This is a genomic window from Streptomyces sp. Ag109_O5-10 (assembly GCF_900105755.1).
In the GTDB taxonomy this organism is placed as follows: domain Bacteria; phylum Actinomycetota; class Actinomycetes; order Streptomycetales; family Streptomycetaceae; genus Streptomyces.
This window is the reverse complement of record NZ_FNTQ01000001.1, coordinates 710405-727529: the sequence shown is the minus strand read 5'-3', so window position 1 is coordinate 727529 and position 17125 is coordinate 710405. Positions and strand designations below refer to the sequence as shown.

Below are 17125 nucleotides of genomic sequence, written 5' to 3'. Positions count from 1 at the left end.
CAAGCGCGGGCCCAGTCCGCCCGCCTGGTCCGCTGCCCGAGCGCGACCGCTTCCGCGCGACCGGTTCCCGTCTCTGCGCTGACCGCTGGTCCGCCCTCCCGAACCGGCCGGCGCCGCCCTGGAGTTCAGGGCCGCGAGGTGGTGAGTGCCGTCAGGAGGCCGTCGGCCAGGGGTCCCGGCCGGGGCGCGTCGGCCGCCGCCGCGGCGCGCAGGACGGCCCTGAGCTGTGCTTCGGGGAACGTGTCGGCGTAGGCCCGGGCGTCGTCGGCCGCGTACGCCGTCGCGAGCGCCGCGCCGACGGCCTGCGCGTGGGCCTCGGCACAGGCGCGGGCGTTCGCCTCGGTGGCGAGACGGGCGTACGCGTGACCGTACGCGTCGGCCTCGTCCGCCGGGTACCCGTTGGCCAGGGCGTGGTCACGGGCGCCCCCGAGGGCCTGCGCGTAGGCGGAGGAACGGTCGTAGGCGGCGTCGTGCAGCCGCAGCAGGAGCGGGCCGAGAGCGGACCGCCAGGTGGTCCGGCCGGCCGGTGTGCCCCGGGCCGCCGCGCGGTGCAGGGCCGTCGGCGCGGCCGTGTCCGCCGTGCCCGCGAGCAGCGGCAGCACGGTGTCCGCCTGCCAGACGTGCACGGCACGCAGCCCGGCCGGAGGCGTCGCGGAGCCGAGCAGCGCGTGCAGACGGGTCGCCCAGGCGTCCGCGGCGGGCGGCGGCAGTGCGCCGTGGAGGGTGCCGGCGAGCCGCCACAGCCAGGCCGGCCAGCCGGCCCCGGGCGGCTCGGCGGCCCCGGTCCGCAGGGCGTCGAGGAATGCCGCCGGGGCGGCCGTGGTCGTGGCCATGTGCGGTCTCCCTGCGGCGGCGGGTCAGGCGGTCAGGGACGTGCCGTCGATCGCCACGCGGCGGCCCTCCCTGGTGTGCGGGAAGTAGTCCCACACCGCGTGGTGCTGCACACTGCGGTTGTCCCAGAACACCAGCGTGCGCTCCTGCCAGCGGACCCGGCAGTGCAGCAGCGGGGTGCGGGCGATGTGCGCGTACAGCATCCCCAGCAGGGCGTCGCTCTCGGCGCGCGACAGCTGGGTGATGTGCGAGGTGTAGGGGGCGTTGACGAACAGCAGCTTGCGGCCGTTCTCCGGATGGCGGACCACGACCGGCTGTTCGGTGCGCGGCACGTCGTACTCCGGCGGCGGGGTCAGCCCGGCGTCCGTCCAGGGCTTGGCGCCGTCGTGGAGGGCGGTCAGACCGTCCAGGAAGCCGCGCAGGGCGGGCGAGAGCAGGTCGTAGGCGAGGTGCATGTTGGCGAACAGGGTGTCGCCGCCGCTGCCGCCCTCGGGGATCGTGGTGATGTACAGCATGGAGCCGAGGGAGGGCGCGGGGTCGGCGGTGCCGTCGGAGTGCCAGCCGTTCCCGGCGACGGCCTTGGAGTCCTTGTCCGCCTTGATCTCCAGGATGTGCGGGTCCGACCCCTCGGCGGCGAGGGCGACGGGGTGCAGTTCGCCGAAGACGCCCGCGAACCGCTTGTGTTCCCCGGGGGTGAGGTCCTGGTCCCGGAAGACCAGCACGTGGTGGGTGTGGAACGCGTGCCTGAGCTCCTTCTCCTGCTGCGGCGTCAGCTCGCGGGACAGGTCGAGCCCGGTCACCTCGGCGCCCAGCACGGGGGTGATGGGGGCGACGGAGAGGGTGTCGTAGGGCTCGGCGGGGCGGGTGGTGAGCCGTTCCACGGCGCGCAGTGCGTAGTCCTCCATGGGGACCTCCTTGGGCTGGACGGGCTGGACGGGCTGGACGGATGCGTCGGAGAGGGAGCCGGGTCAGAGCCCGGCGTCGAGGAGTTCGGCGACCACCAGGCGGCCGAAGGCGAGGTTGCCGTGGATCGTGTCGTCGGGCTGGCAGAAGACCGGTCGCTGGTATCCCGAGCCGTCGGTGACGCGGGCCCGCAGATCAATCAACTCCACGCCGCGGTCGCTGAGTGCGGCTCCGATCACGTCCTGGGCGGCGAAGAAGACGGCCGGGTCGGACATGCCGGGCACCCGCTGCGGGGGCATGACGGCCAGCACTCGCAGTCCGAGGGCGGCCGTGCGGCCGTAGAAGGCGAGCGCGCCGCGGACACTCGCCCGGACCAGGTCGGCGAACAGGCCGCTGCGCAGGAACCGTTCGGGCACCGCGCCGTGCCGGTCGCGGTGCAGGTCCCAGTTCTGCCGCGTGGCCACGGTGTGGGCGCTCAGCCCGAACGTGCACACGAGCGGCACCTCGAGCCCCGCGAACCCGCACCCGCCGAGCTGCTCCAGGAACTCCCCGACCAGCCGCCCGACCGCCGCGTCCCGGAAGACCGGGCCACCGTCACCCGCACCGTCGCCGGTGCCGAGGAACGGTCCGAGGAAATCCCGCCCCGAGCCGACCGGGCCCCCCACGAACGGCAGGTGCGCCTGCCGTGCGGCCCGTCCGACACAGCCGGCGTGGGAGTCACCGAGCAGGAGGAACCGGGCGGGACCGGGGGGCGTAGTAGTCGAGCACGGCGTCGTCACACCAGTGGTCCTCTCCGCCGGCGACGGGGGTGGTCTGCGCGGACGCGGCGGGCGCCGGGTCCGCACCGGGCCGAAGGGCCCGGAAGAAGTGCCGCATCACGAAGGCCACACCGTCGGGTGTGACCGTGCGCAGGTTCGGTCCGTAGAACGCCGCCCGGTACGGGAAGCCCGTGACGATCTCGTACGACGGGAAGTAGTCGACGTCGTCCGACGCGTCCGCGAGCTGGCCGGCCGCCGCGCGGAGCACCGACTTGGAGTACGTGGTGGCGACCAGCGCGTGCCGGCCGGTGGCGGTCGCCGTCAGCGGGACCGGGGAGACCGTGAGGACCGTGCGCAGCCGGGAGTTGACGCCGCGTGCCATCGCGAGCACGTCGGTGAGGTCCCGGTGGACCCGGTCGGCGGTGTGGTTGCGCAGGACGTGCCGGGCGGGGTCGTACCGGCCGCGCACGGTACCCGGACACACCGGCAGGACGGTGCCGGTACGGACGTCGTGCCAGGCCTCGGTCAGGCCGAGGGTGAACACCAGGACGTCGGCCGTGGTGAGGGCGGTGCGGATGGCGTCCAGCGTGACCGCGCGGGCGCGCAGCACGTCGTCCGGCGAGCGATGGCCGTCGGGCTCCACCGCGGGCCGGTACGGGTCGTGGAAGGCCCCGTCCTCCCCCCACACCTCCTCCGGCGGCTTCTCCTCCGCCAGCGCCCAGGCGACCCACTGGCGCAGCGCGGCCGCCGTGTAGATGTTGCCGGTGCGGAAGGAGAAGCGGCGGTAGCCGCGCGCCGCCTGCTCGGCCGCCGTCAGCCCCGGCGGCGGGAGTTCGGCGTCGTACCAGTGCATGCCCTCCGCCAGGAGGGCCCGCCCGATGTGCGCGGCGAAGCACGAGCCGGCGGTCACCACGGGATCGTCCTGGCCGATCGCGAACTTCGGCGTCCACAGGCCGTCGATGTCCGCGGGCTCGCGCTCGGCGACCGCGGTGCGCCAGAACGACCGCGCGGGCAGGCCGGTGTAGGGATGCTGCACGGGTGGTCTCCTCAGGTCCGTCCGGCGGGCTGTGGCCGGGCGCCGGACGGCGACGCGGTCTCGGCGAGGGCGGCGGCCATCTCCCGGACGTGCGGCTCGGCGACGATCCGGTAGTGGTCGGCGTCGACGTGGTGCAGCCGGTACGACGACGGCAGGTGCGCGTCCCATGCGCCGGGGGCGGTCGGCTCGGGCGCGAGCACGGCCTCGTCCACGGGCAGCGTCGCCAGCCATACGGCGGTGGGCGTCCGGCGCAGCCGCGGCAGCCGGTGCCCGGCCATGGCCGCCAGGTTGGCCCGGCAACAGCGCGCGAGCCGCTCGGCGTAGAGGCGACCGGGCTCCGCGAGCGGGGCGGCGGAGGTGTCCGGACCGGGTCCGGGGCCGGGCTGGGCTCCTGCCGTCGTCCGTCCCCCTCCGATGGCGCTCAACTCGCGGGCGAAGACCGCCTGTATCTGCTCCTCGTCGTAGCCGGCGAGGCGCTGCCCGGCTCCAGGCGGCGGCGGGTCGAGAAGGTGGAGGGCGGTCACGGGCCGGTCCCGGGCCTCGGCGAGCGCGGCCATCGACAGCGCGGTCCACGCCCCGAACGACCAGCCGGCGACGGTCAGCCGGTGTCCGGGTTCCGGGAACTCCCGTCGCACGGCGGCCAGGTACCGCGCGGCACGCTCGTCGATGGAGTCGATGGAGTCGACGGAGTCGGTGGCGCGGCCGTCCGGCGGTCCGGAGGCGCGCAGAGCGGGGTCGGCGATCAGGCAGACGGTGAGGTGGGCGGGCAGGGCGGAGACCAGGGGCCGGTAGGCCTGGACGTCCCCGCCCACCGGATGCACCAGGCACAGCACGTCCGGCCCCGGGCCGTGCTGCCACACCTCGACGTCCACCGTGCCGTGCGGGCGCTTCCCGCCGCCGAGGTGACCGAGGATCTCGTCGAGGCTCACCCGGTGGCTGAGCCGGGACAGCTCGATGTCGGTGCCGTGCCGGCGCTTGATCTCGTCGAGGAGCTCCAGCAGGGTCAGCGAGTCGGCACCCAGGTCGTACAGGGCGGCCCGCGGGTCGACGGTGTCCAGGCCGAGCAGGCCCAGGAGGATCCCGGTGATCTCGGCGTCCGTGTCTTCCCGCACGGCAGCCGCGGGAGCCGCGGGAGCCGGGGGCGCGGCGGTGGCGGCCGGTTCGTAGAAGTCCCGTGCGGCCGTCAGGTCCGTGGTGCCGATCAGGAGAGACGGCAGCTGGAGATGGAGCGCCCGCTCGAAGACGGCGGTGCCCTCCTCGGGGGTGAGTGCCACGCTCAGGTGGTCCCGGTGCCGGGCGTCCGCGCGGGCGGCGTGCCGCTGGGCCATGCCGACGTCCCGCCACGCGTCCCAGCCGACGCTCGTGCGTACGGTGGCGTCGCCGCCGGGCGGTACGTGGTGGGCGTAGGCGTCGAGACACGCGTTGGCGGCCGCGTAGTCGAACTGGCCGACGCCGCCGAACCGGGCCGCCATCGAGGAGCAGTACAGGACGTGGTCGGGGGCGTGCTCGGCGACGAGCAGTTCGACGAGCAGGGCGCCGCGCAGCTTGGCCGCCGTCACGTCACGGGCGGCGGCCGGCTCGCGCCGGGCCAGCAGGCCGCCCCCGGCGGCGCCGGCGGCGTGCACGATGCCGGCCAGACCGTCGAGCAGCGGGGTCAGCCGGTCCGCGACGGCCGCCGGGTCCTCCGCCGCCAGGTCGGCCGTGACCAGGGTGACGCGCTCGCCGAACGCCCGCAGTTCGGAGGGCACTTCGGTGCCGCGGGCCACCAGGACGACGCGGTTGCCCGGGTGCCGCAGGAGGGCCGCGGCCAGGGTGGTGCCGATGCCGCCCGTGCCGCCCAGGACCAGATGGGTGCCCGGTGGGGCGGCGCGCCGGGGTGCCTCGCCTGCGGGTACCGGGACGGTGGTGCGGTGCCACCAGAAGCCGTCCCGCAGGGCCGTCGCCCCGTCCGCGCCGGTGCCGGTGGCGGCGTCGTCGAGGAGCAGGTCGGGCAGGTGGGCGGCCCAGCCCGCCGGACGGGGACCGGGCAGGTCGGCCCAGCGCAGGGTGACGCCCAGCTCCTGCCGGGGAACCTCCAGGGCGGCGGCGAGCAGAGCGGCCTCCGGCGTGTGCACGGTCCCGGTGACCGGCTGCGCCCGCTGGGACAGCAGCCAGGCCCGGGGCCGCTCCGGCTCCGGGCGGGCGGCGAGGGCCAGGGCGAGGGCGGCGACCGTGTCCAGGCAGGCCCACTCGGCCGTCTCCAGGGCGGACACGGCCGCAGTGCCGTCCAGGGCGAGCGGCAGCGCGTGCAGCCAGTCGACGGCCGGCCCGTCCGCGCCGGTCAGGCGGCCGAGCAGGGCTTCGAGCTGCGCGGCGTCGGCGACATCGGCCTCGTAGCGGTCGTCACCGAGCCGGGTCAGGCCCTGTCCGGCGCGCACGTTCACCACCCGTGCGTAGTGGCGTTCGAGGAACCGCCAGTCCGCGCCGTCCTGGCCGGGCCCGGTCACCACCACGGCGGTACGACGGGACGCCGGGGCGTCGGTGCGGGCCCGCCGGGAGCGGGTCCACAGGGGCTGGTGCAGCCACTCGGCGGCATCCAGCCGGGCGGCACCGGTCCGCTTCTCCGGGGCGCGCGCGAAGTCGTACTCGGCGGTGTCGAAGGCGGGCGGCGGGAAGTCCCAGGGCGCGGGTGCCGGACCGGCCGGCCAGGCGACGGCCCGGCCTGCCGTCCACGCCTCGGCGAGCGCGTGCGGGCCGAGCTCCTCGATCGCCGGAGCGTCCTGCGCCGGGGGCGCGGTGACGGTGGGCAGAGCGCGCAGCCAGGCGACGGCCGTGGCGGCGTCGGGGCAGACGGCCGCCGCCCGGTGGGCGAGGGCGGGGCGGCCGCTCTGGAGGTGCCGCAACACCTGCCGGTACCTGTCGGGCCGGGCCGTGAGGTAGTCGGCGATCCGGAGCCCGTCCGCGCGGACCGCGGCCTCCGAGGCGCCGGACAGCACCAGGCACGGCAGCGGCTCGGTGGGCTCCGGGGCGGGCACCGGCTCCGGTTCCTCCAGCAGCACATGGGCGTTGGTGCCCCCGATGCCGAAGCTGCTCACCCCCGCCACCCTGCGCGGACCCGCGGGCCAGGGCTCGGCGGCGACCGGGATCCGGAACGGGCCGTCGGCGATCTCCGGGTTGAGCCGGTCGAAGTCCGCCGTCGGCGGCACGGTCCCGTGGTGCACGGCGAGCACCGCCCGCGCCAGGCCGACGACGCCCGCCGCCGCGCCCAGGTGCCCGATCTGGCTCTTCACGGACGACAGCGCCACCCGCGCGTCCTGCGCCAGCCCGTACGCCTGCCGCAGCGCGGCCGCCTCGACCGGGTCGCCCAGCCGGGTGCCGGTGCCGTGCGCCTCGACATAGCCGACCTCGTCACCACGCCGGCCGCTGCGGTCCAGCGCCGCGCGGATCGCGGCCCGCTGCCCGGGCAGCGACGGGGCGCTGTAACCGAGCTTGCCGGAGCCGTCGTTGTTCAGCCCCGAGCCGGTGACGACCGCGTACACGGTGTCGCCGTCCCGGCGGGCGGCGGCCAGCGGTTTGAGGACGACCACGGCGCTGCCGCTCGCCCCCACGGTGCCCTCGGCGTCGGCGCTGAAGGGCCGGCAGTGCCCGTCGGGGGAGAAGATGTGCTGCGGCCGGTAGGTGTAGCCGTCCGTCAGCTCCGGGTCGACGAGGACCCCGCCGACGAGCATCACGTCGGCGTCGCCCTGCCGCAGCATCCCGGCGGCGACGTGGACGCCCGCGAGCGAACTGGAGCAGGCGGACTGGAGCGTGAACGCCGGTCCGGTCAGCCCGAGATGGTAGGCGGCCTTGGTGGCGAGGAAGTCCTTCTCGTGGTGCAGGGCGAGCCGGAACGAGTCGGGCAGCAGGTCCGGGTCGCCGTCGCGGAGCATGCGCTGGAAGTACGTGTTCTCGCCGCACGAGGCGACCAGACCGGCCCGCAGCCGCGCCGGGTCGCCGATGCCGGCGTGCGCGAGGGCTTCGGCGCAGTTCATCAGCAGGTGACGCTGCTGGGGGTCCATCAGCCGTGCCTCGTGCGGGCTGATGGTGAACCGTCCGGGGTCGAACGCCAGCAGTCCCGCCGGCTGCGCGCGGGCGCCGACCCGGCCGTCCCCGGCCGTGGGGAAGTGCTCGATGCCGCGCCGGCCGGAGACGACCAGGTCCCAGAACGCGGCCAGGTCGGGCGCGCCGGGCAGCCGGACGGCCATGCCGACGACAGCGACCGGCTCGTCGGCCCGCCGAGCGTCGTCGGCCGCCGCGGGCCGCCTGGGCGGGTTGTCGCGGACGGCGCCGGCGCCGGCGTCCGTCACCAGCCGGGCCAGGGCGCGCAGCGTGACGTGCTCGAACAAGTCCGGTACGGAGAACGGGAGATCACCCTCGCCCGCGCATCTGAGCTGGAAGCGCATCAGGTCCAGGCTGGTGGCACCGGCGTCGAAGAACCGCTCGTCCACGCCCACGGCCCGCCCGGTCGCCGCCCGGAACAGCCCGGCCAGCCGCTGTACGAGCGGGGGGAGGCCGGCGTCCGCGCGGTCGTCCGCCGGCCGCCCGAGGTCCGTCCGGCCGTCCGGCCGCAGTTCGCGCCCCGGCGCGTCGAGCGCCGCCCGGCGGTCCAGCTTGCCGCTGGGTGTGCGCGGCAGGTCCGGCACCCTGCGGTAGGCGGCGACCCGGACGTAGGCGGGCAGCTGCCGCGCGAGCCGCCGGCTGAGGTCCGCAGGGTCGGGGTCCTCGCCCCGGCACTGGAGGACGGCGACCAGCCGGCCCTCCAGTACTCCCGCGACCGCGCCGACCACGCCGGGGCATTCGAGCAGCGCGGCCTCCACCTGGCCCAGCTCCAGCCGGTGACCGCCCAGTTTGACCTGGCCGTCGTCGCGCCCCGCGTAGTGCAGCAGGCCGTGCTCGTCGAAGCGGGCGCGGTCCCCGGTGCGGTAGAGGACGCCCAGTTCGGGGTCGTCGGCGAACCGGTCCCGGTGCGCGGCGGGGCCGCCCAGGTAGCACCGGCCCACCATGGGGCCGCCGATGAGGAGGTCGCCCGTCACGCCCGGCGGCACGGGCAGGCCGCCTTCGTCGACCACCCGCAGCACGGCCCCCGCCACCGGGCGCCCGATCGCGGGGCGGGCCGGCCAGGCGGCCGGGTCGCCGTCCAGGCACAGGGCGCTGACGACATGGGTCTCGGTCGGGCCGTAGTGGTTGAAGAGGCGGACGCCGTCCGGCAGCCCGGCGAACCAGCGCCGGATCGCGTCCGTGCACACCAACTGCTCGCCCGCGGTGACGACCTCACGCAGCCGGGAGGGGAACACCCCCGCGCGCACGCCGTGCTCGGCCAGCAGCTGCAACGCCACGTAGGGCAGGAAGATCCGCTCCGCCCCGCCCGTCTCCAACTGCCGCAGCAGCGTGGGCATGTCCTGCCGCCAGATCGGTCTCACCAGGCGCAGTTCGCCGCCGGAGCAGAGCGTGGTCAGGATCTCCTGGAAGGAGACGTCGAAGGAGAGCATGGAGAACTGCTGGGTGACGGCGGGCCGTTCGAGCCCGCCTGCCACCCGCTGCCAGGTGATCAGGTCGCACAGTGTCCGGTCGGGGACCTGAACGCCCTTGGGGGTACCGGTGGAGCCCGACGTGAACAGGGTGTAGAGCGGCCGGAGCCCGCGGTGCCGGTACGGCACGGGCGGCGCGGTGGGCGTGCGGGTGAGGGTGACGACGTGCCGCGGCAGGTCCGGCGGGGCGATCGTGCCCAGGACGTCGAGGTCCTGGGCACCGGTCAGCACGCACAGCGGGTCCGCCTGGTCCAGCACATGGCGCAGCAGGGCCGGCGGGTAGGCGGGGTCGAGGGGGACGACGGTGAGGTTGCGGCGGGCCGCCGCAAGGAGGGCGACCACGTGCTCGACGGACGGCTGGAGGTAGAGGGCCACGGCCGCCGGGGCGGCGGGATCCTCGGGCGCGCTCAGGAGTGACGCCAACTCGTTTGCCTGGGCGTCGAGTTCGGCGTACGTGAGAGTGGTGTGGCCGAGGGTGACGGCGGGCGCGTCCGGAGTGCGGGCCGCCTGCCGGGCGAAGCCCTCGGCCACCGTCCCGAAGTCCGCCTCGACGGGCGTACCGTGGGCCGTCGCCGCCGTGCGGTGCGGGGCGACGAGGTCGCGCAGGGTGAGGTCACCGTCGCCGGTCAGCCGGTCCAGGGCCCGCCGGAACAACCGGGCCGCCGCCTGCGCCCGCTCGGCACCGAAGTCGTCCCGGTACTCCCACAGACAGCCCAGCCCCGACTCGTCCTCCAGCACCGACAGCGTCAGCGCGCACTTGGCCTGCGCGGGCTCGGGCCAGCGGGGCTCGACCGCGCAGCCCGTCAGACGCAGCGCGGAGAACTCCGTGTTCTCCAGCACGAACATGTAGTCGAAGAGCGGGGAGCGTTCCCGGAACGCCGGTTCGGTGAGCAGGTCGGCCAGGAGGACCTCCTGCCCTTCCAGCACCCGGCGCACGGTCTCGGCGTGCGCGGTGAGGTGGGTGCGCAGGGAGTCGCCGGGCCGTACGGCCAGGTCGAGGAGGACGGTGTTCGCGAACATGCCGACGGACTCGGCGAACTCGGGGCGCGGCCGGTTCGCCACCGGAGCGGCGACCAGCGGGCGGGCCTGGCCGGTCACGCCGTACAGGCACGCGGCGAACGCCGAGACCAGCAACTGGAACCGGGTCAGGCCGAGTTCGGCGGCACGCCGGTCCAGTGCCGTGCGGCCGGCCAGGTCGAGGGAGGTGCGCAGCAGGCGCGCCCGCGGCCGGGCCGGGGACCCGGGCACGGGCAGGGCCGGTGACGGCTCCGGCGCGGCGGCGTAGTGCTCGCGCAGGCGGGCGCGGTGGCGGTCGTAGGCGGGCGCCGCGCGCCAGTCGCGCTGCCAGCGGGCGAGGTCGGGCGGCCCGGCGGCCGGGGCCGGGCGCTCCGTCTCGCCCGCGTAGGCGTCGGTGAGGTCGCGGAACATGAGGTTGAGCGACCACCCGTCCACGGCCGCGTGGTGCAGGTGCAGAAGCAGCAGACCGCCGTCGGCCCGCTCCGCCCAGGCGGCCCGCAGCATACGGGGTCCGGTGAGGTCGAAGCGGTGGGCGAAGAAGCGCTCGGCGGTCTCCTGCCAGGGCTCCCCCTCGCGCTTGTCCAGCGGCTCCCAGGGGTCGTACGGCGCCTCGGCCCGCTGGCACAGGCCGTCCGGTGCGGGCACCAGGCGGGTGCGCAGGGCGGGGTGCCGCTCCACCAGGGAGCGCAGTGCGCGGCGCAGCGCCCGCGGGTCGACGGTGCCCCGGACGCGGAAGGCGAGCGGCACGTCGTAGGAGCGGTCCTCGGGGTCGCGCCGGTGCAGGAGCCAGAGGCGTTCCTGTTCGCTGGTGGCGGGCGCGGTAGCGGTGCCCGGGGCGGCCGGCACCGGCGGACGGCTGTCCGCGTCGGCGGTGTGCACGGCGTCCGCGAGGGCGGCGAAGTCGGCCCGCAGTACGAGGCCCTGGGGGAGGTCGACGCCGTACCGCTCCAGGATCTCGAAGCGGAACCGCAGCGCCTTCAACGAGTCGCCGCCGCTCGCGATCCAGCCGTCGTCGGGCCGCAGTCCGCCGACGGCGAGGATCTCCTCGGCGATCTCCAGCACGGGACGCTGCGCCGCGCTGACGGCCACGGCCTCCGCACGGGTGCCGCGCCACGGCGTGGCCGCGTCCCGTACCAGCGCGGCCTGGTCGACCTTGCCGTTGGCGGTCAGCGGGAGTTCCGTGACGAGGTGGGTGTGGTGGGGGCGCATGTACGGCGGCAGGGTGGCGCCGAGGTGCCGTTCGTAGTCGGCGAAGGAGAGGGCGTCGCCGAGGACGAGGAAGGCCAGCAGTTCGTGGCGGTCCGCGGCGTCCCGCCGGGTGCAGACGTGGGCGCGGCGCACGGCGGGCAGGGCCAGGATCCGCTGCTCCACCTCGCCCGGCTCGATGCGGAAGCCGCGCACCTTGACCTGCCGGTCGGCGCGTCCGACGTAGACCACGCGCCCGTCGGTGTCCCGGCGCACCAGGTCACCGGTCCGGTACCAGCGGCGCGGGGTGCCGTCCTCGTCCGCCAGCCGGACGAAGCAACGTTCGGTCTGTTCCGGCTGGTTGCGGTAACCGCGCGCCAATGCCGGTCCGGACAGCAGGAGTTCGGCGACCTCGCCGTCCTCCGCGAGGCGCCCGTCCAGGGTGCGCAGCAGCAGCCCGGTCCCCGGCAGCGCGGTGCCGATCGGGACCGAGTCGCCCTCGAAGTCACGGGGGATCGGGTGGTGGAGGGCGAACGTCGTGGCCTCCGTCGGCCCGTACACGTTGTGCAGGACGGTCGCGGAGTCCGGATTGGCGTCGTACCAGCTGCGGATCACCCGCGGGTCGAGCCGTTCACCGCCGACCAGGACCTGGTCGGCGCCGGCGAAGCAGTTCGGGACCGTGTCGACGACGGTGTTGAAGAGCGCGACCGTGATGAACACGGTGTCGGCCCGGCGTTCGCGCAGTACGGCCGCGAGCCGGTGCGGGCTGTGCACCTCGGAGTCGTCCACCACGACGCAGACGCCGCCGGTGAGCAGCGGGGCCCACACCTCGAAACTGAGCGCGTCGAACGCCGGGTTGGACAGGCAGGCGATACGGGCGCCGGGCCGCGGGTCGAGCCAGCCCGGGCCGGCCAGCCGCAGCACACCCGCGTCGGTGACCTCGACGCCCTTGGGGCGGCCGGTGCTGCCGGAGGTGTAGAAGACGAAGGCCGTGCCGCCGTCCCCGCCGTCCCCGGTGGGAGCGGAGGGAGCGGCCGGGGTGGCAGGGGGTGCGGCAGGGCCGAGGAGCAGGCCGGCGTCGATTCCGTGATCGTGCGAGGTCGTACCGTCGTGGACGACCGCGACGGCGCCGGAGTCGGCGAGGACGTGCCGCTGCCGGTCGGGCGGGCTGAGCCGGTCGAGCGGGACGACGGTGGCGCCCGCCCGGCGGATGCCGAGCATGACACAGACCAGCTGCCAGGACCGGGGCAGGCAGACGGCGACGGACTGCCCGGCGACCACCCCCCGTTCCCGCAGCCGCGCGGCGACCCGGCCGCTGAGCAGGTCGAGTTCGGCGTAGTCGAGCAGGCGCCCGCCGTCCTCGACAGCCACGGCGGAGGGCGTGCGGCGCGCCTGGGCGAGCACGGCCGCGGCGAGCACGGTCCCGGTCGGTTCGCCGGGTGCGGTGATGTCGGTCATCGGGCTTCTCCCGCCGGTACGGCGACGGCGCGCACGGCGGGGGCCGGCCGCCCCTCGTGATGGGCGAGTTCGGCGGCGAGCAGCGCGCCGACCCGCGCGGTCTCGGCGCCCTCCAGGATCTCCCAGTGGTCGCAGGCCATCGTCTCGACCCGGAACCCGCCCTGCGCGCGCCGCCGCCAGAAGGCACGGACCTCGGCGTGGAAGGCGGTGTCGGCGCCGTCCGGGACCGCCTCGGCGAGGACCAGCCGGGCCGGGGAGGGGGCCGGGACGTGTGCGCGGGCGGTGAGCCGGTTGTGGTTGTAGATCCGGAAGTAGCGGTCCACCTGGGCGTCGTCGATCCCGGGGTACATCCCGTTGAACCGCACGAGCTTGTCGCGGAACTCGGCCGCGTCGACGGCGGTGATCGCCGCGCGGGCCTCGACGTCGTCGGTCGCCTGCGTGTCGAGGAGGACCACGCTCACGTCACTCCGTCCGGCGGCGCCGAGCAGGCGGCCCATCTCGTGGGCGACGAGCCCCCCGTAGGAGAGCCCGGTCAGGACGAGCGGACCCGCGTCGAGGGGTTCGAGCAGGCGCAGATACGCCTCGGCCATGGCCTCCACGCCGGGCAGCAGGTCCTCTCCCGGGTTCACCCCGGGGGACTGGATGCCGTACAGGCCGACGTGGTGGGGCAGGTGGGCGGCGAGGGGCAGATAGCAGAACGCGGTGCCGCCGGCCGGGTGGACGCACACCACCCGGGGGCCGGTGCCCCGGCGGAACTCGATCAGGCTGCCCGGCGCCCGGTGCGTGCCGTCCTCGCGCAGCAGCGCCGCCAGGGCCTCGATCGTCGGGCGCACCATGACCTCGGCGACCGGCAGCCGGCGGCCGAAGGTCTCGCCGACCTCGTGGGCCATCTTGATGGCGGACAGCGACGTACCGCCGATGTCGAAGAAGTTGTCGCCGACGCCGATCGAGGGGTGCAGCAGGACGCCCTGCCAGATGCGGAACAGCGCGTGCTCGACGTGGTCGCGCGGGCTGGCGGTGTTGACCTGGTCGTTGGTCTGCTCGTGGACCTGGCGGAGCAGGGCGGCGCGGTCGAGTTTCCCGCTGCGGCCGAGCGGCAGGGTCTCCAGGTCGAGGACGACGGCGGGCACCATGTAGTCCGGCAGGCTGCGGGCGAGTGCCGTGCGCCAGTCGGCGCTGGTGCGGGCCGCGGCGGTGCCCCGGCCGACGGCGGCCACCAGCCGGGGCCGGCCCACCGGGTCCCGGTCGGCGAGGACGACGGCCTCGCGGACGCCGGGCAGCCGCGTCAACGCCGCGGCTATCTCGCCCGGTTCGATGCGGAAGCCGCGCAGCTTCACCTGGTCGTCGGCACGCCCCGCGTAGTGCAGCAGGCCGTCCTCGCCCCACCGGGCGAGGTCGCCGGTGCGGTAGACGCGGGCGCCGGGCACGAACGGGTCCGGCAGGAAACGCTCCTCGGTGAGGTCGGGGCGGCCCAGATAGCCGCGGGCGAGGCCGGCCCCGCCGAGGTGGATCTCCCCGACGACACCGGGCGGCACCGGCTGCATACGGGCGTCCAGGACGTAGCAGCGGGTGCCGGGCAGCGGACGGCCGATGGGGCACGGGCGGTCCAGCGGACGGGGGTCGTAGTGGGCGGTGCTGTAGAGGGTCGCCTCGGTGGGGCCGTAGCCGAAGCAGACCCGCAGGCCGGGCAGCCGTTCGGTCATGCGGTGCAGCGCGGCCTCGGTCAGCGACTCGACCCCGGTCAGCAGCCTGCGCAGGCGCAGACCGCGCAGCCGTCCGTCCGGGTCCTCGTCGGCCCACCTGACGTAGGCGGGCGGCAGGAACGCCTGCACGATCTCGTGGTCACGCAGCCAGCCGAAGAACTCCTCCGGGTCGCCGCGCAGTTCCTCGGGGACGATGTGCAGCACACCGCCGGTGGTGAGGGGCAGCAGGAGTTCGTGGACCGAGGCGTCGAAGCCGATGCTGGACCAGGCCGAGCCCGCCTCGCCGGGCGCGGTGCCCATCCGCTCGTGCCAGACCGCGAAGAGGTTGAGGACGCTGCGGTGCTCGACGGCGACGCCCTTGGGCCGTCCCGTGGACCCGGACGTGAAGATCACGTACGCCAGCCGGTCCGGGGCCTCGGGGATCCCGGCCGGCGGCCGGTCGTCGGCCGTTCCCTCGGCCTCGACCGCGGTGAGGCCGAGCCAGTCCGGCGGCCGGTCCGCCCCGCGGTGGTCGCTGAGCACCACGGGGCACGAGGCGTCCTCGACCATGGCGGCGAGGCGTTCCCCGGGCTGCCCGGGGTCGAGCGGGAGATAGGCGGCACCCGCCTTGATGATGCCGAGGACGCCGACCGCCAGGTCACGGGTGCGGCGCGCGTGCAGCCCGACGACGTCGCCCGGCCGGACACCGCGGGCGACGAGGGCGTGCGCGAGCCGGTTGGCACGCCGGTCGAGCGTCGCGTAGTCCAGGGCGTGGCCGCGGTCGGTGACGGCGACGGCGGTGGGGTGCGCACGGGCCCGGGCCTCGAAGAGTTCGGTGAGACCGGACGCCGTGCGCAGGGCGGCCGCGGTCGCGTCGGCGGGAGTGCGGGCCCCGGCCGGCCCGCGTGTGGCGTCGCCGGCGCCGATCAGCGCCAGGCGCTCGTCCGGGTCCATCAGCTCCAGGGTGTCGACGGTGCGGTCCGGGTGCCGGGCCATGTCGGTGAGCAGCCGCCGGAGGTGACCGGCCCAGCGTTCGGCGGTGGCGGTGTCCACCAGCGCGGTCGCGTGGTCGAGGTGCCCGGTGACCCGGCCCCGCGACTCGGTCGCCGACAGGGCGAGGTCGAACTTGGCCGGGGCGTGGGCGATCGGCAGCGGCACGGTCTCGACCCCGGGCAGCTCCAGCAGGTCGTGCCGGTCCGGGACCCAGGCCAGCATGGTCTGGAACAACGGGGTGTGGGCCGCGCTGCGGGGCGGGTTCACCACCTCGACGATCCGCTCGAACGGCAGGTCCTGGTGGGCCAGGGCGGCACGGACCACCGCCCGGGTGCGGGCCAGCGCCTCGGCCGCGGTCGGGGCACCGGACAGGTCGACGCGCAGCGGCAACGAGTTGACGAGGAAGCCGATGAGCCCGGCGGTCCCCGGCCCGCGGCGGCCCGCGATCGGGCTGCCGACAACGATGTCCTGCTGCCCGGACAGCCGGGACAGCAGCACGGCCCAGCCCGTCAGCACCGCCACGAACAGAGTGGCCCCGTGGTCCCGGGCCAGGCGGCGCAGTGCGGCCGTGACCTCCGCGTCCAGCTCGAACCCGACGCGGCCGCCGGCGTAGCCCTGTTCCGCGGGCCGTGGTCCCGGCAGCGGCAGTTCGAGCACGGGCGGGGCGCCGGCCAGCACGTCCTTCCAGTAGGCCTCCTGGGCGGCGAGCGCACCGCCGAGCACGGACTCCCGCTGGGCGTCCGCGTAGTCCGCGTACTGCAGCCGCAGCTCTGGCAGCCCGTCCGGGGCGCCGGCCGCCAACGCCGTGTAGAGCAGCCCGACTTCCCTCATCATCACGTTCATCGAGGCACCGTCGTAGACGCTGTGATGGAACGTCAGCAGCAGCGCGTGCCGTGCGTCGCCGAGGGCGAGCAGCCGGCCGCGCCAGAGCGGACCGGCGGCCAGGTCGAACTCCCGCTCCGCCTCCTCCTGTTGACACTCGGCGAGGCGGCCCTCGGCATCGGCCGCGGCGCTGAGGTCCTCGACGAACAGGGGAGCGCCCGCACCCGGCGGGTCGATGTGCTGGCACACTCCGCCGGCCTCCGCCACCAGCCGGGTCCGCAGCGTCTCGTGCCGGTCGGTCAGGGCGTCGAAGGCGGCGGCCAGGACGACGCGGTCGAGCGGGCCGGTGAGGAGGAAGGCGAGGGTCTCGTTGTAGGCGGTGCTGCTGCCCGGGAGCTGGGCCAGGAACCACAGCCGCTGCTGGGCGAAGGACGCAGGCCGGATGGTGGGGGCGGGGCTGGGAGTGTTCTGCACCGGCAAGGCCTGGCCTTCCTGTCGGGGGACGGGACCGGGGGGCGGAACAGGGGCGCGGAACAGAGGCGCGGCGAACGACGGCATCGCGCGAAGTGCCGTAAGGATGAAGGGAGATGGGGGAGGGGAAGGCGTAGGTATCGGCGGGTGGGGGAGGACCGACGGGGGATACGCGTGGTGCAGCTGCGCACGCTGAGGCGTCAGCTGTGCGGAGGTTCTGAAGGGACTCCGTGACGTAGTTGTGATCATCAGTCACGTGCTGAGGGCATGTCAACACTTGACTTTTTCGGACCGAGTCGACCCGTCCCGACGGGCTCCTCCCGAGGTGACCGCCTCGTGCGGGCGGGACCGCCGGTGCCGGCTGGTGGTGAAGCGCGCTGGGCCATGGACCCGGGAGCGGGCTTCCTCGTGCCGGGGAGCGGG

Annotated in this window: 6 protein-coding genes; all 6 read right to left on the bottom strand. The window is 75.5% G+C overall.

The window, feature by feature from the left end:
• Positions 1 to 125 precede the first annotated feature (125 nt).
• The 6 genes from BLW82_RS03385 to BLW82_RS03360 all read right to left on the bottom strand — a co-directional run bounded on the left by BLW82_RS03385 (position 126) and on the right by BLW82_RS03360 (position 16789).
• Positions 126 to 833 carry a hypothetical protein gene (locus BLW82_RS03385; RefSeq protein WP_093497396.1) on the bottom strand — a complete coding sequence of 236 codons (708 nt, stop codon included), beginning with the start codon at positions 831 to 833 and terminating at the stop codon, positions 126 to 128.
• A gap of 24 nt (positions 834 to 857) precedes the next feature.
• Positions 858 to 1736: a TauD/TfdA dioxygenase family protein gene (locus BLW82_RS03380; protein ID WP_093497395.1), complete on the bottom strand. Its 879-nt coding sequence runs from the start codon at positions 1734 to 1736 to the stop codon at positions 858 to 860.
• Between the two features lie 63 nt (positions 1737 to 1799).
• Positions 1800 to 2399: a hypothetical protein gene (locus BLW82_RS03375; RefSeq protein ID WP_093507825.1), complete on the bottom strand. Its 600-nt coding sequence runs from the start codon at positions 2397 to 2399 to the stop codon at positions 1800 to 1802.
• 52 nt (positions 2400 to 2451) lie between these two features.
• Positions 2452 to 3528 carry a GSCFA domain-containing protein gene (locus tag BLW82_RS03370; protein WP_093497394.1) on the bottom strand — a complete coding sequence of 359 codons (1077 nt, stop codon included), beginning with the start codon at positions 3526 to 3528 and terminating at the stop codon, positions 2452 to 2454.
• A gap of 11 nt (positions 3529 to 3539) precedes the next feature.
• Positions 3540 to 12734, bottom strand: coding sequence for a non-ribosomal peptide synthetase (locus BLW82_RS03365; RefSeq protein WP_093497393.1), 9195 nt, complete (start codon positions 12732 to 12734; stop codon positions 3540 to 3542).
• Positions 12731 to 16789 carry a non-ribosomal peptide synthetase gene (locus BLW82_RS03360; protein WP_093497392.1) on the bottom strand — a complete coding sequence of 1353 codons (4059 nt, stop codon included), beginning with the start codon at positions 16787 to 16789 and terminating at the stop codon, positions 12731 to 12733. Before BLW82_RS03360 ends, BLW82_RS03365 begins: the two co-directional genes overlap by 4 nt.
• Positions 16790 to 17125: the final 336 nt, after the last annotated feature.